We start from the raw sequence: 22,142 nt of genomic DNA, 5'->3' as shown, positions 1-22,142 counted from the left end.
CAACGCCTCGATTCCGTCCTGCGGATGTTTCGCCGCAGGTAGCCGCACATCTTGCCACGGCCCTCTTGTCCTGTCAACACCCCGTGAGAGGTATCGACCCTCCCTTCCAGTCCGGCCCGAAGGCGTTTCGTCGAAGGGAGCCGCACATTCTAGCCCGTTCTTCCTTTCCGTCAACACCCTTTTTCAAGGATTTTTCAGGTCCAGCTGCAGCCCCGGGGTGTTGCCGTTCCCGGCCCCGGCATAAGCGGGGCGCGCATTCTGCCTGTTTGCCAAGAGCTTGCATAGCCCCTGCGACGCGGGCGCCTTGACTCCGCCCGACAGCTGCCCGATGTTGCCCGCCATCCCGCACGCGGAGCCGCAACATGCTGCCTTTCCGACACATCGCCGCGCTGGTGGCGCTTTCGCTTTCCGGCTGCGCCAGCGCGGATGCGCCCTGGGTCGAGCTGGCAGGGGCGCGCTACGCGGTGGAGGTGGCCGATGACGATGCCGAACGCGCTCGCGGCCTGATGTTCCGCGACTCTCTCGCAGATGGACACGGCATGCTGTTCATCCACGACCGCACGGAACCGCTGGCGTACTGGATGAAGAACACGCGCATCCCGCTGGATATCCTGTACTTCGACGAGTCCCTGGAGCTGGTGTCCCAGCAGCGCGACGTGCCGCCCTGCTCGGCCGGCAACGCGTGCCCTGCGTACCCGAGCGACGCACCCGCGCGCTATGTTCTGGAACTCAACGCCGGCGAGGCGGCGCGGCTGCAGCTGTCGGCTGGCACGCGCATGCGATTGCACCCCTCGCTGCAGAACACCCCTTGAACCTGCAACAGCACAGCCTTGCGCCAGCCGCCGGGGCAGAGCAGTCTTCCGGCCATGAGTCCGATCCGCAAGCTGCCTGAATGGCCCGAACTCGCTTCGCTCGACGACGAGGCGCTGCCGCTGCTGGATGTCGCGCTGCTGATCGCGCGGGACGAGTATCCGGGCCTTGATCCGCGTCGCTACGCGCTGCAGGTGCAGGGGCATGCGTCGCACCTGCGCTGCGCGGTGGAGCGCGAGTCGCACCTCGCACTGAAGATGCGCACGATCAACCGGTACCTGTTCGAAGAGGTCGGCTATGCCGGCAACCACGACGAGTACTACGACCCGCGCAACAGCTACATCAACGAGGTGTTCGAGCGGCGCCTGGGCAACCCGATTTCGCTGGCACTCGTGCAGATGGCCGTGTCGCGGGAGATCGGGCTGCCGCTGGACGGGGTTTCGTTCCCCGGCCACTTCCTGGTGCGCCTGCCGGTCGACAACGGCGTGCTGGTGATGGATCCGTTCAACCGCGGGCGCCCCCTGGACGTCGACGAACTGCGCCAGCGCGCAAGTGCGCACCTGGGTGGCGGCGTGCCCGATGACGATGCGCTTTCGCAGATCCTCAACCCCGCCTCGAACCGCGCGATCCTGGTACGCATGTTGCGCAACCTGCTCGGTGTCTACCAGAAGCACGGGGACTGGGAACGCGCGGTGCGCAGCGCGGACCGCGTGCTCAGCCTGCTGCCGGACGACGCCGAGGCGCTGCGCGACCGCGGACTGGGTTACCTGGAGCTTGGCCACCACGCTGGCGCGCGCGCGGACCTGGGGCGCTATCTGCAGCGTCAACCCGACGCCAGCGACGCAGCGCGGATCCGGCTGCGGCTGATCGAAGCGGGAATGCAACGGACCCGGCTGCACTGAGCCGCGTTGGCGGGTCCCTGGCAGGTATCGCCTTCACGGGGGATGCCGGAAAGAAAGCTGTTTGCGCCGCGCCTCCTCAGAGGACGACCATCTCGAAATCGTCCTTGGTCACGCCGCAATCCGGGCAGGTCCACGTGTCCGGAACGTCTTCCCAGCGCGTGCCGGGCGCGATTCCGTCATCGGGCAGGCCTGCCGCTTCGTCGTAGACGAAACCGCAGACCACGCACATCCAGCTGCGGTAGGACATGTCATTCATCGGATAATGGGCGCACGAAGCGTCGGAGGACTCATGCCATTGTCCCATCCATCGCGCCAGCGCGAAACCGGTACGGCGCGCGCGCGCGGTCTTTACGCGATCACGCCCGACCTGGCCGATACCGGCCTGCTGCTGTCGAAGGTGGAATGCGTGCTGCCGTGGACGCGGTGGCTGCAGTACCGCAACAAGACCGCGACGCCCGCGCTGCGACGCGCGCAGATCGAGGCCCTGCTGCCTGCGTGCCGCGCACGGGGCGTGCCACTGATCGTCAACGACGACTGGCGCCTGGCCGCGGATTGCGGCGTCGACGGCGTCCATCTTGGCGAGGATGACGGCGACCTGCGCCAGGCGCGCGCAGCGCTGGGCGACGATGCAATCGTCGGCGCCTCCTGCTATGACTCGCTGGCGCTGGCGCAGCGGGCCGTGGCGGCTGGTGCGGACTACGTGGCCTTCGGCGCGTTCTTCGCCACCGCGACGAAGGCGGCGACGCGACGCGCCGGTCCGGCGCTGCTGCAGCAGGCCGCCGGCCTGGGCGTGGCGCGGGTGGCGATCGGCGGAATCACCCCGGACAATGCGCCAGCACTGGTCGAGGCCGGCGCCGATCTGATCGCGGTGGTCAGCGGCGTGTTCGGTGCCGACGACCCTGCGGCCGCAGCGCAGGCTTATCTGGGCGCATTCCAGCCGCACGGCTCCGCCCCGCGGCACGCCGGACATTCTGTCCAGCCGACGTCCGACGCACCCATTCGCATTCCCGACTCCGAGGCATGAACACCATGAACCACGAACGCTCCCAGGCACTGTTCTCGCGCGCACGCACCTTGATGCCCGGCGGCGTCAATTCGCCGGTGCGCGCCTTCAAGTCGGTGGGCGGCGAGCCGTTCTTCGTCGCGCGTGCCGACGGTCCGTACCTGTATGACGTCGACGGCAACCGCTACGTGGACTACGTCGGATCGTGGGGGCCGATGATCGCTGGCCACAACCACCCGGCGGTGCGCGAAGCGGTGGCAAACGCGATCGGCAACGGCCTGTCCTACGGCGCGCCGTGCGCAGCCGAAGTGACGATGGCAGAGCGGATCACGCAGCTCGTACCTTCGTGCGAAATGGTGCGCATGGTGAATTCGGGCACCGAGGCGACGCTGTCGGCGATCCGGCTGGCGCGCGGCGCCACCGGCCGCATGAAGATCCTGAAGTTCGAGGGCTGTTACCACGGCCACGGCGACTCGTTCCTGGTCAAGGCCGGCAGTGGCGCACTCACCTTTGGCGTACCGAACTCCCCCGGCGTGCCGAAGGCCCTGGCCGACCTCACGCTGACCCTGCCCTACAACGATTTCGAAGCGGCCACCGCCCTGTTCGACGAAGCGGGAAGCGAGATCGCCGGCCTGATCATCGAGCCGGTGGTCGGCAACGCCAACTGCCTGCCACCGCGCGACGGCTACCTGCAGCACCTGCGCGATCTGTGCACGAAGCACGGCACCGTGCTGATCTTCGACGAGGTGATGACCGGCTTCCGCGTGGCGCTTGGCGGCGCGCAGGCACGCTACGGGGTGGCCCCCGACCTGAGCACCTTCGGCAAGATCATCGGCGGCGGCATGCCGGTGGGCGCCTATGGTGGCCGGCGCGAGCTGATGGAGCAGATCGCACCCGCCGGCCCGGTCTACCAGGCCGGCACGCTCAGCGGGAATCCGGTGGCCATGGCGGCCGGGCTGGCGATGCTTGACGTCGTGGCGCAACCGGGCTTCCACGACCGGCTGGAGGCCGCCACGCATGCGCTGTGCGACGGGCTGGAGGTCGCCGCACGCGACGCCGGCGTGCCGTTCACCACCACCCGCGTGGGTGCCATGTTCGGACTGTTCTTCACCGGCGATGCGTACGTGGATACCTATGCCCAGGCGGTGGCCTGCGATACGGCCGCGTTCAACCGCTTCTTCCACGCGATGCTCGGGCGCGGCGTGTTCCTGGCGCCTTCGGCGTTCGAGGCGGGCTTCGTGTCGAGTGCGCACGACGGGCAGGTGGTCGAAGCCACCCTTGCCGCGGCCAGGCATGCCTTCGCGGCAGTCGCCGCCGGATGAAGCCCGGGATCCGCCGGATCCTGTTCGACTTCGACCAGGTGCTTGCGCCCTACCGGCACGAAAGGCGGATCGCGGCGCTGGCGAGCTTCGCCGGCTGCCCGCACGAGCAGGTGCGCGAGGTGCTGTTCGCCTCGGGACTGGAGTCCGAGTTCGACCGTGGCGCCATCGACACCGGCACCTATCTCGAACGCCTGGGCAGCGGCATCGGCAGGCCGGTCGACGCGGAGGCGTGGATCGCCGCGCGCATGGCCGGGAGCGTGGCCGAGGTTGCGATGCTCGAGCGGGTCGCGGCGCTGGACATGTCGCTGGAACTGGCCGTGCTGACCAACAACGGCGTGCTGATGGCGCAGGCGATTCCGCGCATCCTCGGGCCGCTGGGCGCGCGTTTTGAAGGCCGCGTGCTGTGCAGCGGCGCGCTGCGGGTGCGCAAGCCCGATCCGACCGTGTTCCGCCTGGCGCTGGAGCGACTGGGCTGGCAGCGGGCGGACACGCTGTTCGTGGACGACTCGTTTGCCAACGTGCAGTCGGCGCGCAAGGTCGGGCTGCATGCGGAGACCGTGGTCGATGCGCGGTCGCTGGGACGGGTGCTCAGGCGCTACACGCTGGGCTGACCGGCATCGTGCGCGTGGCCGCAGAAGCTGCGGCCGGGGAATGCGACTCAGGCGTTCGCCAGCGCCCGTTCCAGCCGCGCCAGCCCGTCACCAACCTCGGCATCGGTGATGTTGAGCGGCGGCACCAGGCGCAGCACGTCGGGGCCGGCCTGCAGCAGCAGCAGGCCCTCGGCCGCAGCCAGGTCAAGCAGTTCGCCGGCGCGTCCGGCATACGCCGGCGCCAGCACCGCGCCCAGCATCAGGCCGCGGCCACGCACTTCGGAGAACAGCGCGCGTGCGCGGCCCATCGCCTCCAGCCCGGCCCGCAAGGCCGCCGCCTGGCGGCCGACGTTGGCCATGATCTCCGGAGAAGACAGCTTGCGCAGCGCCACGCGTGCCACCGCCGCGGCCAGTGGATTGCCGCCGAAGGTGGTGCCGTGGTCGCCGAACTGCATGGCCTCGGCCACCTTCGGCCCCGCCAGCATCGCGCCGATCGGGAAACCGCCGCCCAGGGCCTTGGCCAGGGTGACGATGTCGGGCGTGACCTGGTCCTGCCAGTGCGCGAACAGCGTGCCGGTACGGCCCATCCCGCTCTGGATTTCGTCCAGCACCACCAGCGCGCCGTGGTGGTCGCACAGTTCGCGCACCCTGCGCAGGAACCCCGGCGCCACCGGCGTCACCCCGCCCTCGCCCTGCACCGGTTCGATCAGGACGGCGGCGACATCGCCCCCGGCCATGGCGACCTCGAGGCCGGTGGCATCATTGAAGTCGACGTAGCGGAAACCGCCGGGCAGCGGCTCATAGCCGGCCTGGTACTTCGGCTGCGCGGTCGCGGTCACGGTCGCCAGCGTGCGGCCATGGAAGCTGCCGCGGAAGGTGACGATGACGCGCCTGGACGGCTCGCGGCCCTGCGCCGCGGCCCACTTGCGCACCAGCTTGATCGCCGCCTCGTTGGCCTCGGCCCCGGAGTTGCACAGGAACACGCGCTCGGCGAAACGCGAAGCGGCGGCCAGCTCCTCGGCCAGGCGCAGCGGCGGCTCGCTCAGGAAAACGTTGCTGGTGTGCCAGAGCCTGCTGCTCTGCTCGTGCAGCGCGGCCACCAGGTCGGGGTCGGCGTGACCGAGGCTGCACACGGCGATGCCGGCGGAAAAATCGATGTAGTCGCGGCCCTCGATATCCCACAGCCGCGCGCCCTGCCCGCGGTCGAGGATCATCTGGCGCTGCCGGTACACCGGCAGGTAGCGCTGCTGCCCGAGGGCGACGAGGTCGGCGGTGCTGGCGGGATCGGTCATTGCGCGTGCAGGAACGTGGGATGGAGCGCCATTGTGCCGTTTTCGAGTCAGGACGCGCGCGCTGCGGGGAAGGAGCGGTCGGGCGCCTCGGATCGACTCCCTCCCCCCGCAAAGCGGGGGAGGGTTGGGGTGGGGGCAGTCAGATCGCCACATCACGTCCTGCGCGCCTGCGGCGCGCGCCCATCCCAGCCTTCCCCCGCAGTGCGGGGGAAGGAGCAAAGCGCGCTCGCGCGGAGCGATTCCCTACCCGCAAAGCGGGGGAAGGAACAAAGCGGAGCGGCTACCAGGTGCCGGTATTGGGCATCGACGCCCAGGGCTCCGCCGGCGGCAGCGCCGCGCCCTTCTGCAACAGTTCGATCGAAATCAGGTCGGGCGTGCGCACGAAGGCCATGCGGCCATCGCGTGGCGGGCGATTGATGGTGACGCCCAGCGACTGCAGGTGCGCGCAGAGCGCATAGATATCGTCGACCTCGAAGGCGAGGTGGCCGAAGTTGCGGGCGTTGCCGTAGTCCTCCGCCGCGGAGCCGTCTTCGGGCGGCCAGTTGTACGTCAGCTCGACCTCGGCTTCGGGGTTTTCCGGTGCGCCGAAGTAGACCAGGGTGAAACGGCCGGCCTCGTTGTCCATGCGCCGCGTCTGGCGCAGGCCCAGGCCTTCGGTGAAGAAGCGGCTGCTGGCGTCGAGGTCATGGACGCGGATCATGGCGTGCAGGTATTTCATGGAGGCGGCTCCTGTGGGGACGGCGGCGCGTGTGGTGGCATTATCGCGTGCCCACACGACACCGGCGCCCTCATGACCCGCACGCACCGTTTCGACACGCTCGCCGCCCACGCAGGCGTCACGCCCGACCCGGCCAGCGGCGCGCTGTCGCCGCCGCTGCAGCTGGCCACGACCTTCGAACACGCGCCCGACGCCAGCACGCCGCTGGGCTATCTCTACCAGCGCTACGGCAGCCCCAACCAGACCCAGCTGGAGGACGTGCTGGCGACGCTGGACGGCGGCGCACGCGCGATGTTCTTCGCCACCGGCATGACCGCCGGCACCACGGCGATGCAGGCGCTGCCGTTGGGCAGCGAGTTGCTGATCGCCGACGACACCTACTTCGGCTACCGCGCGGTCGGCGCGAAGTGGCTGGACCGCTGGGGCGTGCGCCACCGGGTGGTGGACATGACCGACCTGGACGCGGTGCGCGCCGCGATCACGCCCGACACGCGCCTGCTGTGGGCCGAGACACCGTCCAACCCGCTGCTCAAGGTCTGCGACATCGCCGCGCTGGCGCAGATCGCACGCGATGCCGGCGCGCGCCTGCTGGTCGACGGCACCTTCGCCACCCCGGCGCTGCAACAGCCGCTGGCGATGGGCGCGGACATCGTCCTGCATTCGGCGACCAAGTACCTGGGCGGGCACGGTGACGTGATGGGCGGGGTGCTTGTGTTCGCGGTCGACGACGACTTCGCCGCCGAGTGCGACGAGCTGCGCCGCCAGACCGGCAACACCGCCTCGCCGTTCGCGGCCTGGCTGGTGCTGCGCGGACTGCGCACGCTGCCGGTGCGCGTCGAGCGCCACTGCCGCAATGCGCAGGCGGTGGCGGAGTTCCTGCAGTCGCATCCGCGCGTGGAGGTGGTGCACTACCCCGGCCTGGCCACGCATCCGGGACACGCCGTGGCCACGGGGCAGATGCGCGGCGGCTTTGGCGGGATGCTGTCGTTCGAAGTGGCGGGCGGGCGCGCCGGCGCGCTCGAGGTCGCGGGCAGGCTGCGGCTGTTCACCAACGCCACCTCGCTGGGTTCGACCGAGTCGCTGGTCGAGCACCGCGCGTCGATCGAAGGTCTGCAATCGGCCTCCCCGGAGGGGCTGCTGCGGCTGTCGGCGGGGCTGGAGGACCCGCAGGACCTGGTCGACGACCTGGCGCAGGCGCTGGTCTGAAGCGCCTCGCGGCCGCCGAGTGAACCGGCCCGCGCCTGCGCGTCAGTCCAGGAAAAGATCGGGGAACAGCGGCTGCGCCGGATCGACCGCGTAGCCGGACAGGTCGTTGACGCCGGCCTCCGCCAGCACATCGTCGTCGATCAGGAAGCGGCCGGTGAAGCCGGCGGCCGGACGGGTGAGGACGGCGTGCGCGGCGTCGGCCATGATCTCCGGCGAGCGGCCGTTGGCCGTGGACACGCCGGGAATCATGTTCAGTGCATCGGTGGCGATCAGGGTGCGCGGCCACAGCCCGTTGATCGCCACGCCGCGGTCGGCGAACTCCGCCGCCAGCCCGAGCGTGACGAAGCTCATGCCCATCTTGGCCAGGGTGTAGCCGGTGTGCGGCGCCCACCACTTCGGATCGAGCGAGGGCGGCGGGCACAGGGTCAGGATGTGCGGGTTTTCCGCCTCCAGCAGGTGCGGCAGGCAGGCCTGCGCGCACAGGAAGCTGCCGCGGGCGTTGACCTGCTGCATCAGGTCGAAGCGCTTCATGGGCGTGTCCAGCGCGCCGCGCAGCCAGATGGCGCTGGCGTTGTTGACCAGGATGTCGAGGCCGCCAAACGTGTCCACGGTCCTGGCCACCGCATCGCGGACCTGGTCTTCCTCGCGGATGTCGCAGCGGATCGCCAGCGCGCGGCCGCCCGCCTCCTCCACCGCCCGGGCCGCGGTATGGATGGTGCCGGGCAGCTTCGGGTTCGCCACCTCGGACTTGGCGGCGATGACCACGTTGGCGCCGTCGCGCGCGGCGCGCAGCGCGATGGCCAGGCCCATGCCGCGCGAGGCGCCGGTGATGAAGAGGGTCTTGTTGGAGAGTGAGGACATCAGTGTGCACATCGCTGACGGGAGATTGTCATCCCGAGCGTAGCGAGGGATCTCGCGTTTGGCGATACGGCGACCGGGGGACGGGATCCCTCGCTGCGCTCGGGATGACGGAATTTTCACCCATCATGGCTTCGGCCCCTGCCCCTCGTTGTCTTCCCACTTCAGCAGCCGCCGGGTGACAAACCGGTATACCGGCTTGCCGGTGCGGAACCAGACATCGCGCACCCAGGAATTGCGCCGCAACACGCGTTTCTCCACCGGCGTGAGTGCCTCACGGCAGTACATGCGCTTGTGCTTGAGCAGGTGGCGCAGGTCCTCGCGGAACAGCAGCCGCATCCAGCGCGACCGCGGGTCGCCGCGGCTGGCGAGCTGGAAGTCGATGAGCGCCGGGCGCCCGTCGTCGAGCACCAGCCAGTTGGCCTCCTTGGCCAAGTCGTTGTGGGCGATTCCGCGACGGTGCAGCTGCTGCAGCAGCCGGCGCGCGCCATGGAAGTACGCCAGGTCGCCGCGCGGCGGGCGCTGGTACATCGCCGCGCCGGCCATGTAGCTGCGGTCGAGCCGACGACCGTCCCAGGCCAGCAGCTGCGGCACGTCGGCCATGCCGTGGATGCTGCGCAGCGCCAGCGCCTCGCGCCGGGCCAGCCACCATGCCGGCGGGCGCAGCCACAGCGGCACGTGGGCGAGGTCGCGACGGACGAACGGGCCGGCCGCGCCCCGCATCAGCGAGATGCGGCCGAAGCTGTCCGCCTTCAGCGCATGGATCTCGGTGGCGGCGTCACGATGCATCGCCACAGTGTAGGCGAGCAGTCAGCGACGGCTGTCATAATCGCCTGATGGACTCCGGCTGGTTCGACGCCACGCTCGCCTGGCTCAGCGCGCACCCCGTGGCGGCCGGTGGCTTGATCTTCCTGATCGCGTTTTGCGACGCGATCGTCGTGCTGGGCATCCTGGTGCCGGCGCTGCCGCTGCTGTTCGCGATCGGCGCGCTGATCGGGCTGGGCCACATCGACGGGACCTATGCCGTGACCTGCGCGGCGCTCGGTGCATTTGCCGGCGACGGCATGGGTTACTGGGTCGGCCGTCGCTGGGGACCGCAGCTGCGCGATCACTGGCCGTTCCGCCGCTATCCGCAGCTGCTCGACCGCGGTGAACTGGTGTTCCGCCGGCACGGCATCAAAGGCATCCTGATCGCGCGTTTCGTCGGCGCCATCCGCGCCTTCGTGCCGGCCATCGCCGGGATGCTGCGCATGCCGCTGCGGCGCTACGTGCCGATGAGCCTGCTGGCCTGCTTCCTGTGGGCGGGCCTGTTCCTGGCGCCGGGCTGGATCTTCGGAGCGTCCTACGACGCGGTGGCCGCGGTCGCCGACCGGCTGGTGCTGGTGCTGGGCGGGCTGCTGGTGGTGCTGGCGCTGGCCTGGTCGGGCGTGCTCTACACCTACCGCTGGTTCGACCGCCACGCCAATGCGCTGTTGGCGCGGCTGCTGCGCTGGACCCGTGCGCATCCCCGGCTGGGCCGATACGCGGCGGCGCTGATCGACCCGCAGCGGCCGGAGTCGTCCTCGCTGGCGATCCTTGCCGCCTGCCTGCTGGCCATCGGCTGGGCCTGGTTCGCCCTGCTGGGCACGGTATGGATGCGCGGCGAACCGCTGTCGCTGGACCTGAGCGTGTTCCAGGCGATGTACACCCTGCGCAATCCGCTGGCCGATCGGCTGATGGCGGCGCTGGCCTCGATCGGCGACTGGGAGGTGCTGGTGCCGGCATCGGCGCTGGCGCTGCTGTGGCTGCTGTGGCGGCGGCGCTGGATTGCGGCTGCGCACTGGGTGGCCGCGCTCGCCTTCGGCCTGGTGCTGACCACCGGCCTGTCCAACCTGATCGACATGCCGCTGCCGCCCACCGCCCACAGCGGCTTCGGCTTCCCGTCGGTGTCAGTGACCATGACCACGATCACCTTCGGCTTCTTCGCCGTGCTGATCGCACGCGAGCTGCCCGGGCGCACCCGCGTCTGGCCGTACCTGGTCGCGGGCCTGGTCGGCGCGCTGCTGGGCTTCGCGCGGCTGTACCTGGGCGCGCACTGGCTCAGCGACGTGGTCGGCGGGATGCTGCTGGGCATCGTCTGGCTGCTGGTGCTGGGCATCGCCTACCGGCGGCACGTGGCGCGCTCGTTCTGGATGCGACCGCTGGCGGCGATCTTCTACATCGCGTTCGCGGTCGCAGCGCTGTGGCATGCGCCCAGGGCAGTCGACCCCCTGCTCGCGCGCTTCCATGCGCCCGAGCCGACGCTGGTGCTGGACCGCGAAGGCTGGTGGGAACGCGACTGGGCGCAGCTGCCCGGCCAGCGCCATGAGCGCGATGCCAGCCGCCGCTGGGCGCTGGAAATCCAGGTCGCCGGGCCGCTGCAGCCGCTGCAGGCGCACCTGCAGTCGCTGGGCTGGGAGGCGCAGCCGCAGGCGGACTGGATCGCAACCCTGAGCCTGCTCGATGACGATGCGCCCGCAGCCCAACAGGCGGTGCTGCCTGCCACGCTGGGTTCAGAGGCCGAGACCCTGCTGCTGCGCCGCCCGGCGGGCGACGGGCGGCTGCATTCGCTGCGCCTGTGGCGCGCCCCGGCGCGGCTGGCCGACGGCACGCCGCTGTGGATCGGCACCACGCAGACGCTGTCGTTCGAGCGCCCGCTCGGCGGCCTGTTCGGGATCTGGCTGCCGGCGCTGGACGATGACGCCGCCCACGCCGCCGTGCAACGCGCACTCACCGGATTCCCGGTCCGGCACGCGCCACACCCGACGACCGGCGCGCCGGTGCTGCGGCTGCGCACGGACCGGGTGGCGCCTGGGCAGGCTGGCGAACAGGCGCACTGACCCACGCCCGCCTCCACGGTGCTCCCGCGCGGTGACCGAATCGACGGCGTGCCTGCGCCGCAGCGGCGCCAGTTATTGGATCAGGTCCAGCATCGCATCGAGTCGCCGGTCGGGGTCATCCTCGTCCAGCAGCTGCTGGCGCTGTGCCAGGGTGAGCGGCAGCAGTTCGGCCAGGCGCCAACCCACCCAGGCCGCTTCGTCGAAGCGCCGTTCCGGCACCGCGATGTCGGCGTCGAGCTGCTCGAGGATCCGCCGCAGCACCTCGCCCAGCAGCGCGTGCTGCGGCTGCAGGTCGGCGACTGGGTCCGGTTCGCACCATGCGATCTCACCCAGCACCAGGCCGTTGTCGCGCACCTGCGTGGCGGTGACGCGGAAGCGGCGATGGCCGCGCAGGCGCAGGTGCAGCAGGCCGTCCGGACCAGTGTCGAAATCTTCGATGCGCGCCTCGGTGCCGCAGTCTTCCGGCGTCGCCGGCGCGCCGGCCTCGAGTCCTTCGGCGATCAGGCATACGCCGAAGCCGGTTCCCCGCCGCCCGCACTCGCGCACCAGGTCCAGGTAGCGCGGCTCGAACACGCGCAGGCCCAGCGCGGCGCCGGGGAGCAGTACGGTGTTCAGCGGAAACAGGGGCAGCGTTTCGGACATGGGGCAACAGTCTAGGCCGGTCGACGGAGGGCTGCGTTTAGGCCGGTGAATGTCTGGGAATGTGCTCTGCCACGGATTACGCGGATCACGCGGATGAACAGCGTGAAAGAGGATGGGATTCCCGACTGCACGCTTTGGTACGGATCTGCGCTATGGAACCTCTGAACAAATGTCATTTCGAGCGCAGCGAGAAATCTATGCTTCTGATTGCCTGAGATTTCTCGCTGCGCTCGAAATGACAGGCTGGACTTGTTCAGAGGATCCCTATCCGCGTAGTCCGCGTAGTCCGCGTAGTCCGCGGCCAAGGATTCCCGGCCGGCGGCGGAATCCTCGCTACGCCCGGGATGACAAGCACGCGTCGACCCGGGCGCGTTGCCCGCCGCTTCAAGCTTCGCGCAGTTGCGCCAGGAATCGCCGCGGCGCGCCATCGAAGCCGCCGTTGGACATGAACACGACGTGGTCGCCGTCTCTCGCAGCCTCGTGCAGTGCTGCCAGCAGGGCGTCGACATCGGCCACGGCGTGGGCCTGTCCGCGCACCGCCGCGACTACCTGCGCCGCATCCCAAGGCAGTTCGGGTCGCGCCAGGAACAACACCGCATCCGCACCCGCCAGCGACGGCGCCAGCGCGTCGGCGTGGGCGCCCAGCCGCATCGAATTGCTGCGCGGCTCCATCGCCACCACGATCCGCGCATCGCCCACCTTCGCGCGCAGGCCGGCGAGGGTGGTGGCGATCGCGGTCGGATGGTGGGCGAAGTCGTCGTATATGGTCACGCCGCGCGCCTCGCCCAGCACCTCCATGCGCCGCTTCACCCCGCGGAACTGCGCCAACGCGCCCAGCACGCTCGACACGTCCACGCCGACCGCCGCGCAGGCGGCCAGCGCGGCCAGGCCGTTGAGCACGTTGTGGTCGCCCAGCAGCGGCCACTCGACCGTACCCAGCGCGCGTCCATCGTGCAGGACCTCGAACGCGCTGCCGTCCTCGCGCAGCCTGCGGGCCTGCCACTCGAAGCCGTCGTCGAAGCCGAAGCGCTCGACCGGAGTCCAGCAGCCCATTTCCAGCACTTCGCGCAGATGCGCGTCGTGGCCATTGACGATCAGCCGCCCGCGCCCCGGCACGGTGCGCACCAGGTGGTGAAACTGGCGCTGGATCGCGGCTACGTCGGGGAAGATGTCGGCGTGGTCGTACTCGAGGTTGTTGAGGACCGCCACCAGCGGCCGGTAGTGGACGAACTTGCTGCGCTTGTCGAAGAAGGCGGTGTCGTACTCGTCGGCTTCCACGACAAAAAGAGGCCGGCGCGCGAGCGCCGATACGGCATCTCCTTCTTTCTCGGCGAGGGGATGCCGCGACGCGCCGGACGAGGACACGGCAGCCGGCGTCCCCAGCCGCGCCGACACCCCGAAATCATCCGCGACGCCGCCGATCAGGAACCCTGGCTCGCGCCCTGCCGCCTGCAGCAGGAAGGCCAGGATCGTCGTCGTCGTGGTCTTGCCGTGGGTGCCGGCCACCGCCAGCACCTCGCGACCGGGCAGCACCTGGTCGCGCAGCCACTCGGCGCCCGAGGTGTAGGCACGGCCGCTGTCGAGCACCGCCTCCACCGCGGCATTGCCGCGCGAAAGCGCGTTGCCGATCACGACCGCGTCGCAATCGGGCGAGATATGGCCGGGCAGATAACCCTGGCTGAGCGCGATGCCGAGTCGCTCGAGCTGGGTCGACATGGGCGGATACACCGCCTGGTCGCTGCCCTCGACCGCGTGGCCGAGTTCGCGCGCGAGCGCGGCGACGCCGCCCATGAAGGTGCCGGCGATGCCGAGGATGTGGAGTTTCAAGGCGGACCTGCGTGCTGCATGACAGCCGCGCACTTTACCCAAACGCGCAAGACCGGGCCGGCTGATCCCGGTCAAGGCCGGTTCCGCCCGCCCCGCTAGACTCTGCGACTGACCCGTTCCTGGAAGACCGCATGGTCCGCATTCCTTTCGTCCTCGCCGCCATCGCCCTGCTGCTGGGCGGCTGCAGCGCCGTCGGATCCGCCGGCAGCGCGACCGACAGCGCCAGCCCTGTGGCCACGCAGGCGCACGCGCTGCCGCTGCTCACCGTCCAGAAGCATCCGACCTGCGGCTGCTGCAGCGTCTGGATCGAGCATGTGCGCGAAGCAGGCTTCGAGGTCGAGGCGCGGGATGTGGAGGACATGGCCGCGGTCAAGGACGCAGCTGGCGTTCCGGACGCGATGGCGTCCTGCCACACCGCCGAGGTCGGCGGCTACTTCATCGAAGGCCACGTGCCGGCCGCCGACATCGCCCGCCTGCTGCGCGAGCGCCCGGCCGCCAGGGGCCTGGCCGTGCCCGGGATGCCGTTGGGCTCGCCGGGGATGGAGCATCCCGACGGCATCGCGCACCCCTACGCGGTGATGCTGGTGCTCGAGGACGGCAGCACGCGCGAGTTCAGCAGCTATCCACGGGATTGAGCGCAAGCCGGCGGGGCTGGCCCGCCGTTGCGAAGGCTGAAGACACCTGTGCCGCGCCTGGGCGCACGGCTGACCGGACGGACTTTCATGTGGGTGATGCCGGCAGTCGTTGCCGTTCGCGGCTGAAGCCGCTCCTACCGGATCCACACCCCGTACGCCGCCCTCAGCCGACCGCTTTCTCCGGCGCGATCGCTTCGATGATGCGGTTGAACACCGCGTCGAGCGAGCCGACACCATCGACGATGGTCAGCTGGCCATGCTGGCGGTAGAACTCGATCACCGGCGCGGTCTGCTGGTCGTAGACCTGCAGCCGCTTGCGCACGGATTCGGGATTGTCGTCGGCGCGACCCTCGGCCTTGGCGCGGCCGGCCAGGCGCTCGACGATCTGCTCGTTGTCGACGGTGAGCTGCACCGCCGCGTCGAACTTCTGCCCCAGGTCCGCCAGCAGTTCGTCCAGGGCCGCGGCCTGGGCGAGGTTGCGCGGGTAACCATCGAGGATGAATCCGGACCTGGTGTCCTGACGCGAGAACCGGTCCTTGAGCATGCCCAGCAGGATGTCGTCGCTGACCAGTTCGCCACGCGCCATCACTTCCTTCGCCTGCAGGCCCAGCGGAGAGCCCGCAGCCACCTCGGCGCGCAGCAGGTCGCCGGTGGAAATGTGCGGCACCTGCAGGTGCTCCTTGAGCCGCGCCGCTTGCGTGCCCTTGCCCGAACCGGGCGCTCCCAACAATACCAATCGCATCGACGACTCCCAACAGAACGAGACCGGAAGCGGTCGCGGACCGTTGCTACACTCGGCCGTCACCGCGGATTCAGCCGCCACTTTAACCCATCGATCCGTCTCTCCGACCTCCTGCAAAGGGCGCATATGGCTTCCGGAACCCTGCTCTACTCACAGTCCGGCGGTGTCACCGCCGTCATCAACGCCACCGCCTCGGGCGTGATCGGCGAGGCGCGCGCGCGCAAGATCAAGGTGCTGGCCGCGCGCAACGGCATCCTCGGCGCGCTGCGCGAGGAGCTGGTGGACACCACCAAGGAGACCGCCGCGACGATCCGCGGGCTGGCCCACACCCCCGGCGGCGCGTTCGGCTCGTGCCGCTACAAGCTCAAGTCGGTGGACGAGGACCGTGCGAAGTACGAGCGCCTGCTGGAGGTGTTCCAGGCCCATGACGTGCGCTGGTTCCTCTACAACGGCGGCAACGATTCGGCCGACACGGCCAACAAGGTCTCCAAGCTGGCCGCCGAGTTCGGCTACCCGCTGACCTGCATCGGCGTGCCCAAGACCATCGACAACGACCTGGCCGTGACCGACTGCTGCCCGGGCTTCGGCTCGGCCGCCAAGTACACGGCGGTATCGGTGCGCGAGGCCGCGCTGGACGTGGCGGCGATGGCCGATACCTCGACCAAGGTGTTCGTCTACGAGGCCATGGGTCGCCATGCCGGCTGGCTGGCCGCGGCCGCAGGCCTGGCTGGCAAGGGCCCGGACGAGGCACCGCACCTGATCCTGTTCCCGGAGCGCCCCTACGACGAGGCCGACTTCCTGAAGAACGTGAAGAAGGTGGTCGATCGCGTGGGCTATTGCGTGGTGGTCGCCAGCGAGGGCATCCAGACCGCCGACGGGCGCTTCGTCGCCGATTCGGGCGGCGGCAAGGATTCGTTCGGCCATACCCAGCTCGGCGGCGTCGCCTCGTACCTGGCCGGCAAGGTCAAGGACGAGCTCGGCCTCAAGGTCCACTGGACACTGCCCGACTACCTGCAGCGCAGCGCGCGGCACATTGCTTCAAAGACCGACGTCGAGCAAGCCATCGCCGTGGGCAAGGCCGCGGTGCAGTTCGCGCTCAAGGGCCAGAACGCCACCATGCCGGTGATCGTGCGCACCTCCGACAGCCCCTACCGCTGGAAGATCGGCAGCGCGCCGCTGGACAAGGTGGCCAACCACGAGAAGACCTTCCCGAAGGGCTACATCCGCCGCGACGGCTATGGCATCTCCGACAAGGCCCGCACCTACCTTGAACCGCTGATCCGGGGCGAGCTGCCGCCACCGTACGGCCGCGACGGCATTCCTGCCTATGTGACGCTGAAGAACGTGGCGGTGAAGAAGAAGCTGCCGGCCTGGGAGGGATAAGCTCCGGCGTCGCACGGCGCGGCGCGCGGCGCTCAGTCCACAGGCGTTACCGCGCCTGACGCCGCCGCCAGTCACCTCACCGACGGCATGCTCGATTTGCCGCACGTCGCAGCGTGCGGCATCGTCGGTCGCGCGCGGAAGTCCCTCAGGCGTCCAGCATCGCCAGGTTGCGCACAGCGCCCTTGTCCGCACTGGTGGCAAGCAGCGCGTAGGCCTTCAGCGCAGCCGTGACCTTGCGCGGCCGCGGAAGCGCGGGCTTCCAGCCGGCCGCATCCTGCGCTGCGCGGCGGGCAGCGAGCTCGGCTTCCGGCACCAGCAGGTCGATCGACCGGGCGGGAATGTCGATGCGGATGCGGTCGCCGTCGCGCACCAGGCCGATCACACCACCGGCCGCGGCCTCGGGCGAGACGTGGCCGATCGACAGGCCCGAGGTGCCGCCGGAGAAGCGGCCGTCGGTGAGCAGGGCGCAGTGCGCGCCCAGGCCCCTGGACTTCAGGTAGCTGGTCGGATACAGCATTTCCTGCATGCCCGGGCCGCCCTTGGGTCCCTCGTAGCGGATCACCACGACCTCGCCGGCCTGCACTTCGTCGCCGAGGATGCCCTGCACCGCCGCGTCCTGGCTTTCGTACACGCGGGCGCTGCCCTCGAACACGTGGATCGACTCGTCCACGCCTGCGGTCTTGACCACGCAGCCGTCGGGCGAGACGTTGCCGCGGAGCACGGCCAGGCCGCCATCGCTGGAATACGCATGTTCGACGCTGCGGATGCAGCCCGCCGCGCGGTCGGTGTCGAGCGTCGGCCAGCGCGTGGACTGGCTGAAGGCGGTCTGGGTCGGGATTCCGCCGGGACCGGCGCGGAAGAAGGTCGACAGCGCTTCATCGTCGTTCTGCGTGACATCCCACTTCGCGATGGCCTCGCCCAGCGTGTTCGCATGCACGGTCGCAGTGCCGGTATGCAGCAGGCCGCCACGTGCGAGTTCGCCAAGAATCGACATGATGCCGCCGGCGCGGTGCACGTCCTCGACGTGATAGTCGGGGATATTCGGCGCGACCTTGCACAGCTGCGGTACACGCCGCGACAGGCGATCGATGTCCTCCAGGGTGAATGGCACCCCCCCTTCCTGCGCCGCGGCCAGCAGGTGCAGGATGGTGTTGGTCGATCCGCCCATGGCGATGTCGAGCGTCATCGCGTTCTCGAACGCCTCGAACGTGGCGATGCCGCGCGGCAGCGCGCGTTCATCGCCGGCGCCGTACCAGCGGTGCACCAGCTCGACCGCGGTGCGTCCCGCGCGCAGGAACAGCTGCTCGCGGTCTGCATGCGTGGCCAGCACGGTGCCGTTGCCCGGCAGCGACAGGCCCAGTGCTTCAGTCAGGCAGTTCATCGAATTGGCGGTGAACATGCCCGAACACGAGCCGCAGGTCGGACACGCGTTGCGCTCGACTTCCGCGACATCCTCGTCCGAGGCCGCAGAATCGGCCGCCATCACCATCGCATCCACCAGGTCCAGCTTCTGGTCGGACAGCTTGGTCTTGCCGGCCTCCATCGGGCCACCGGAGACGAAGACCGTGGGGATGTTGAGCCGCAGCGCGGCCATCAGCATCCCCGGCGTGATCTTGTCGCAGTTGGAGATGCACACCAGCGCATCGGCACAATGCGCGTTGGCCATGTACTCGACCGAGTCGGCGATCACCTCGCGGCTGGGCAGCGAATACAGCATGCCGTCATGGCCCATCGCGATGCCGTCGTCGACCGCGATGGTGTGGAACTCCTTGGCCACGCCACCGACGCGCTCGATCTCGCGCGCGACCAGCTGGCCGAGGTCCTTCAGGTGCACGTGCCCGGGCACGAACTGGGTGAAGGAGTTGGCGATGGCGATGATGGGTTTCTGGAAATCCTCGTCACGCATGCCCGTCGCGCGCCACAGCGCGCGGGCGCCGGCCATGTTGCGGCCGTGGGTGGAGGTTTTTGAACGGTATTCGGGCATGGACTTCGCAGCGGGAATGACGCATCGCGTCAAAGCGGGAATTCTGCGGGTTTTGCGCCGTTTCGGCTGCAATGATTTCACCGGCAACAAAGCCCGCATGCGCTTGTCAAGCCCTCGCGCTTGACAAGGCCTGAAACCGGGGGTTAGTTTGCAGGAATGCTGCATCGCCACACACCCGCGAAGAATGCCCACGACGCCAGCGCGCCGTCCATTCTCGTACTCGTACTTATTACCTCGCCAACAGGTGCGGGACGATCGGGCGCGTAAGCAGTAAGCGCCAAATCGCAAAACCCCGCACCGCAAGGGCGGGGTTTTTTGTTGCCTTGCACCCACCCCTCCAACACACCGTTCCACAGAGAGCCCTGAAATGACCCAGTCTTCCCTTCCCAAGCCCAGCATCGCCATCGTCGGTTATGGCAGCCAGGGCCGCGCCCATGCGCTGAACCTGCGCGATTCGGGCTTCGACGTCACCGTCGGCCTGCGCCCCGGCGGTCCGACCGAGGCCAAGGCCAAGGCCGACGGCTTCAACGTCAAGACGCCGGCCGATGCAGTGAAGGAAGCCGATCTGGTCGCCGTCCTCACGCCGGACATGGTGCAGAGGCAGGTCTACGAGGACGCGATCGCGCCGAACATGAAGCCGGGGGCCTGCCTGCTGTTCGCGCACGGGCTGAACGTGCATTTCGACATGATCAAGCCGCGCGAAGACCTGGACGTGGTGCTGGTGGCGCCCAAGGGCCCGGGCGCGCTGGTGCGCCGCGAATACGAGATCGGCCGCGGCGTGCCCTGCATCTACGCCATCCATCAGGACAAGAGCGGCAAGGCCAAGGACCTGGCGCTGGTCTATGCCGGCGGCCTGGGCGGCGCGCGCGCCAACCTGATCGAGACCACCTTCAAGGAAGAGACCGAGACCGACCTGTTCGGCGAGCAGGCCGTGCTGTGCGGCGGCGCCTCGTCGCTGGTGCAGGCCGGCTTCGAAGTGCTGGTCGAAGCGGGCTACCAGCCCGAGATCGCCTACTACGAAGTGCTGCACGAGCTGAAGCTGATCGTCGACCTGTTCTATGAAGGCGGCATCACCCGCATGCTCGAGTTCGTGTCCGAGACCGCGCAGTACGGCGACTACGTCAGCGGTCCGCGCGTGATCGACGCCGGCACCAAGGAGCGCATGCGCGAAGTGCTCAAGGACATCCAGGACGGCACCTTCACCCGCAACTGGGTGGCCGAGCACGCGGCGGGCCTGCCGAACTACAACAAGTTCAAGCAGGCCGACCTCGACCATCCGATCGAAGTGGTCGGCAAGAAGCTGCGCGCGAAGATGGTGTGGCTGGACAACTCCCCGAAGGAAGAGAAAGAGGCCGCGTGATGAACGGTGCGCAGTGGCTGGTGCGGGCACTCGAGGCCGAGGGCGTTGATGCGCTCTTCGGCTACCCCGGCGGTACGATCATGCCGTTCTACGACGCGCTGCACGGCGCGTCGACGCTCAAGCACGTGCTGGTACGACACGAGCAAGGCGCGGCGTTCGCAGCCAACGGCTTTGCACGCGCCAGCGGCCGGGTCGGAGTCTGTGTGGCGACGTCCGGGCCGGGCGCGTCGAACCTGGTGACCGGCATCGCCGACGCCATGTTCGACTCGGTGCCGATGGTGATCCTCACCGGCCAGGTGCCCACGTTCCTGATGGGCACCGACGCGTTCCAGGAACTGGACGTGTTCGCCATGACCATGCCGATCGTCAAGCACAGCTTCCTGCCGCGCAGCGTCGATGATTTGCCGCGCATGTTCGCCGAAGCCTTCCGTATCGCACGCAGCGGGCGTCCGGGGCCGGTGCTGATCGACCTGCCCAAGGACGTGCAGGTGGGCGACGCCTCGCACCTGCCGGTGCATTCGCCGCTGCCGGTCGATCCGGTGCCGGGCCCGCCCGATGCCGCGCTGCACGAAGCCGCCGCGCTCATCTCCCAGTGCACCAAGCCGGTGGTCTATGCCGGCGGCGGCCTGGTGCTGGGCGATGCGATCGATGCGTTCCGCGAGTTCGTCGACCTCACCGGCCTGCCCACCGTGCTCACGCTCAAGGCGCTGGGCGCGCTGCCGGCGCAGCATCCCTCCAACCTGGGCATGCTGGGCATGCACGGCAGCCGCGCCGCCAACATGGCGGTGCAGGAGTGCGACCTGCTGTTCGTCGTCGGTGCGCGCTTCGACGACCGCGCCACCGGCAAGCTGGCCGAGTTCGCGCCGCATGCACGCGTGGTGCACCTGGACGGCGACTGCTGCGAGATCGGCAAGCTGCGCAGCGTCGACGTGTCGGTGCCCGGCGACATCGGCGCCAGCCTCAGCCGCCTGGCCGCACCGCTGGCCGCGCAGATGGAAGGCCGCCACGCGGCCCCGCGCAAGGCCTGGCGCGACCTCTGCGCCGAACGCCGCAGCCGCCACGCGCCGCGCTACGACGCGCCCGGCGAGAAGGTCTACGCACCCGCCCTGCTCAGGCGCCTGAGCGACCTGGCGCCGCACGCCGTGGTCGCCTGCGACGTCGGCCAGCACCAGATGTGGGTCGCGCAGCACTGGCGCTTCCAGCACCCGCGCCAGCACCTGACCAGCGGCGCGCTGGGCGCGATGGGCTTCGGCCTGCCGGCCGCGATGGGCGCGCAGATGGAAAGCCCGGCCGCGCAGGTGATCTGCGTCAGCGGCGACGGCTCGTTCATGATGAACATCCAGGAGCTGGCGACGATCCGCCGCTACCGGCTGCCGGTGAAGATCGTGTTGCTCGACAACTCGGCGCTGGGCATGGTCCGCCAGTGGCAGGAACTGTTCTTCGAGAAGCGCTATTCGGAGATCGACCTGTCCGACAATCCGGACTTCGCCGAAGTGGCGCGTGCGTTCGGCATCCAGGCACTGCACGTGGACAAGGCCGCCGGCGTGGACGACGCGCTCAAGGCGCTGCTCGCGGCGGAGGGCCCGACCCTCCTGCACGTGGCGATCGACACGGCCGCCAACGTCTGGCCGCTGGTGCCGCCGAACCACAACAACGCACAGATGATGGATCCGGATGATGCCGGCTCGCTGGATACCGGCGAACCGGCCGCACCGTCCACCACGTCGCCCGCCTCCGGGGAGCCCAACAATGCGCTACCAGCTTGATTTCATCCTGCGCCGCGCCGAAGGCGTGCTGCCGCGCGTGCTGGGCGCGACCGAACGGCGCGGCTTCCGCCCGCTGGCGGTCGAAGGCGAGGCCGGCGCCGACGGCGAACAATGGCGGCTGCGGGTGACCGTCGAGGGCGAGCGCCCCGACGCGACCCTGCAGGCGCAGCTCGCCAAGCTCTACGACTGCCTGTCGGTCCAGGTACAGCCCTGCCCCTGATCGCGCACCACCCGTCGTTCCACC

Annotated in this window: 20 protein-coding genes and 1 pseudogene; 12 read left to right on the top strand and 9 right to left on the bottom strand. The window is 69.5% G+C overall.

Annotated elements, in window-relative coordinates:
* The first annotated feature begins 362 nt into the window (after positions 1-362).
* Positions 363-812 (top strand): DUF192 domain-containing protein, encoded by a 450-nt coding sequence (locus ACW5DW_RS02505; RefSeq protein WP_457017185.1) that lies wholly within the window; start codon positions 363-365, stop codon positions 810-812.
* 54 nt (positions 813-866) lie between these two features.
* Positions 867-1,712 carry a SirB1 family protein gene (locus ACW5DW_RS02500; protein WP_457017183.1) on the top strand — a complete coding sequence of 282 codons (846 nt, stop codon included), beginning with the start codon at positions 867-869 and terminating at the stop codon, positions 1,710-1,712.
* 76 nt (positions 1,713-1,788) lie between these two features.
* Here ACW5DW_RS02500 and ACW5DW_RS02495 read toward each other — a convergent pair.
* Positions 1,789-2,003 (bottom strand): annotated as a pseudogene (locus ACW5DW_RS02495) (rubredoxin).
* Between ACW5DW_RS02495 and thiE the strand changes: the two are divergent.
* Genes thiE through ACW5DW_RS02480 form a run of 3 tightly spaced genes read left to right on the top strand, consistent with a single transcriptional unit; the run spans position 2,002 to position 4,648 of the window.
* Positions 2,002-2,736 carry a thiamine phosphate synthase gene (thiE, locus tag ACW5DW_RS02490; RefSeq protein WP_457017181.1) on the top strand — a complete coding sequence of 245 codons (735 nt, stop codon included), beginning with the start codon at positions 2,002-2,004 and terminating at the stop codon, positions 2,734-2,736. The pseudogene ACW5DW_RS02495 and the gene thiE overlap by 2 nt on opposite strands.
* A 5-nt stretch (positions 2,737-2,741) precedes the next feature.
* Entirely contained in the window at positions 2,742-4,037 is a 1,296-nt protein-coding gene (gene hemL / locus ACW5DW_RS02485) for a glutamate-1-semialdehyde 2,1-aminomutase (protein ID WP_457018380.1), read from the top strand.
* A complete protein-coding gene (locus ACW5DW_RS02480; RefSeq protein WP_457017179.1) occupies positions 4,034-4,648 on the top strand; it encodes an HAD-IA family hydrolase in 615 nt (204 codons plus the stop codon). Before hemL ends, ACW5DW_RS02480 begins: the two co-directional genes overlap by 4 nt.
* Positions 4,649-4,695: 47 nt before the next feature.
* On the opposite strand, the gene ACW5DW_RS02475 is transcribed toward ACW5DW_RS02480, so the two are convergent.
* Together ACW5DW_RS02475 and ACW5DW_RS02470 are read right to left on the bottom strand one after the other, a co-directional pair.
* Entirely contained in the window at positions 4,696-5,919 is a 1,224-nt protein-coding gene (locus ACW5DW_RS02475; RefSeq protein WP_457017177.1) for an acetylornithine transaminase, read from the bottom strand.
* 280 nt (positions 5,920-6,199) lie between these two features.
* Positions 6,200-6,637, bottom strand: a complete 438-nt coding sequence (locus ACW5DW_RS02470; RefSeq protein ID WP_457017176.1) for a VOC family protein — start codon at positions 6,635-6,637, stop codon at positions 6,200-6,202.
* A 72-nt stretch (positions 6,638-6,709) separates the two neighbouring features.
* Between ACW5DW_RS02470 and ACW5DW_RS02465 the strand changes: the two genes are divergently transcribed.
* Positions 6,710-7,843: a trans-sulfuration enzyme family protein gene (locus tag ACW5DW_RS02465; protein WP_457017174.1), complete on the top strand. Its 1,134-nt coding sequence runs from the start codon at positions 6,710-6,712 to the stop codon at positions 7,841-7,843.
* Positions 7,844-7,885: 42 nt separating this feature from the next.
* Here the strand turns inward: ACW5DW_RS02465 and ACW5DW_RS02460 are convergent, their stop codons facing one another.
* Together ACW5DW_RS02460 and ACW5DW_RS02455 are read right to left on the bottom strand one after the other, a co-directional pair.
* Positions 7,886-8,704 (bottom strand): SDR family oxidoreductase, encoded by an 819-nt coding sequence (locus ACW5DW_RS02460; RefSeq protein WP_457017172.1) that lies wholly within the window; start codon positions 8,702-8,704, stop codon positions 7,886-7,888.
* A gap of 123 nt (positions 8,705-8,827) precedes the next feature.
* On the bottom strand, positions 8,828-9,490 hold the full coding sequence (locus ACW5DW_RS02455) for a serine/threonine protein kinase (protein WP_457017170.1): 663 nt from the start codon (positions 9,488-9,490) through the stop codon (positions 8,828-8,830).
* A 47-nt stretch (positions 9,491-9,537) separates the two neighbouring features.
* Between ACW5DW_RS02455 and ACW5DW_RS02450 the strand changes: the two genes are divergently transcribed.
* On the top strand, positions 9,538-11,559 hold the full coding sequence (locus tag ACW5DW_RS02450; RefSeq protein WP_457017168.1) for a VTT domain-containing protein: 2,022 nt from the start codon (positions 9,538-9,540) through the stop codon (positions 11,557-11,559).
* A 72-nt stretch (positions 11,560-11,631) separates the two neighbouring features.
* Here ACW5DW_RS02450 and ACW5DW_RS02445 read toward each other — a convergent pair whose 3' ends face one another.
* Entirely contained in the window at positions 11,632-12,201 is a 570-nt protein-coding gene (locus ACW5DW_RS02445; protein WP_457017166.1) for an LON peptidase substrate-binding domain-containing protein, read from the bottom strand.
* A gap of 384 nt (positions 12,202-12,585) precedes the next feature.
* Positions 12,586-13,992, bottom strand: a complete 1,407-nt coding sequence (gene mpl / locus ACW5DW_RS02440) for a UDP-N-acetylmuramate:L-alanyl-gamma-D-glutamyl-meso-diaminopimelate ligase (protein ID WP_457018379.1) — start codon at positions 13,990-13,992, stop codon at positions 12,586-12,588.
* Positions 13,993-14,159: 167 nt separating this feature from the next.
* Here mpl and ACW5DW_RS02435 point away from each other — a divergent pair, with 167 nt between their 5' ends.
* The gene (locus ACW5DW_RS02435) at positions 14,160-14,663 is read left to right on the top strand and encodes a DUF411 domain-containing protein (RefSeq protein ID WP_457017164.1); all 504 of its coding nucleotides are present in this window, start codon (positions 14,160-14,162) and stop codon (positions 14,661-14,663) included.
* 163 nt (positions 14,664-14,826) lie between these two features.
* Here the strand turns inward: ACW5DW_RS02435 and ACW5DW_RS02430 are convergent, their stop codons facing one another.
* The gene (locus ACW5DW_RS02430; RefSeq protein ID WP_457017162.1) at positions 14,827-15,405 is read right to left on the bottom strand and encodes an adenylate kinase; all 579 of its coding nucleotides are present in this window, start codon (positions 15,403-15,405) and stop codon (positions 14,827-14,829) included.
* A 126-nt stretch (positions 15,406-15,531) separates the two neighbouring features.
* Here ACW5DW_RS02430 and ACW5DW_RS02425 point away from each other — a divergent pair, with 126 nt between their 5' ends.
* Entirely contained in the window at positions 15,532-16,788 is a 1,257-nt protein-coding gene (locus tag ACW5DW_RS02425) for a 6-phosphofructokinase (protein ID WP_457017161.1), read from the top strand.
* Positions 16,789-16,933: 145 nt separating this feature from the next.
* On the opposite strand, the gene ilvD is transcribed toward ACW5DW_RS02425, so the two are convergent.
* Positions 16,934-18,772, bottom strand: coding sequence for a dihydroxy-acid dehydratase (ilvD, locus tag ACW5DW_RS02420; RefSeq protein WP_457017159.1), 1,839 nt, complete (start codon positions 18,770-18,772; stop codon positions 16,934-16,936).
* Between the two features lie 367 nt (positions 18,773-19,139).
* On the opposite strand from ilvD, the gene ilvC reads away from it, so the two are divergent.
* From ilvC to ACW5DW_RS02405, 3 genes are read left to right on the top strand one after another with little or no spacing between them, the layout of a single operon-like run.
* Positions 19,140-20,132, top strand: a complete 993-nt coding sequence (gene ilvC, locus ACW5DW_RS02415; protein WP_457017157.1) for a ketol-acid reductoisomerase — start codon at positions 19,140-19,142, stop codon at positions 20,130-20,132.
* A complete protein-coding gene (gene ilvG, locus ACW5DW_RS02410) occupies positions 20,132-21,898 on the top strand; it encodes an acetolactate synthase 2 catalytic subunit (RefSeq protein WP_457017156.1) in 1,767 nt (588 codons plus the stop codon). The genes ilvC and ilvG overlap by 1 nt, the downstream gene beginning before the upstream one ends.
* Positions 21,882-22,118: an ACT domain-containing protein gene (locus tag ACW5DW_RS02405; RefSeq protein ID WP_457017155.1), complete on the top strand. Its 237-nt coding sequence runs from the start codon at positions 21,882-21,884 to the stop codon at positions 22,116-22,118. Before ilvG ends, ACW5DW_RS02405 begins: the two co-directional genes overlap by 17 nt.
* Positions 22,119-22,142 lie beyond the last annotated feature (24 nt).

The sequence above is a fragment of the Luteimonas sp. A482 genome (assembly GCF_054072655.1).
The sequence above is the reverse complement of the archived record's forward strand: the minus strand, read 5'-3'. Positions and strand labels throughout refer to the sequence as shown.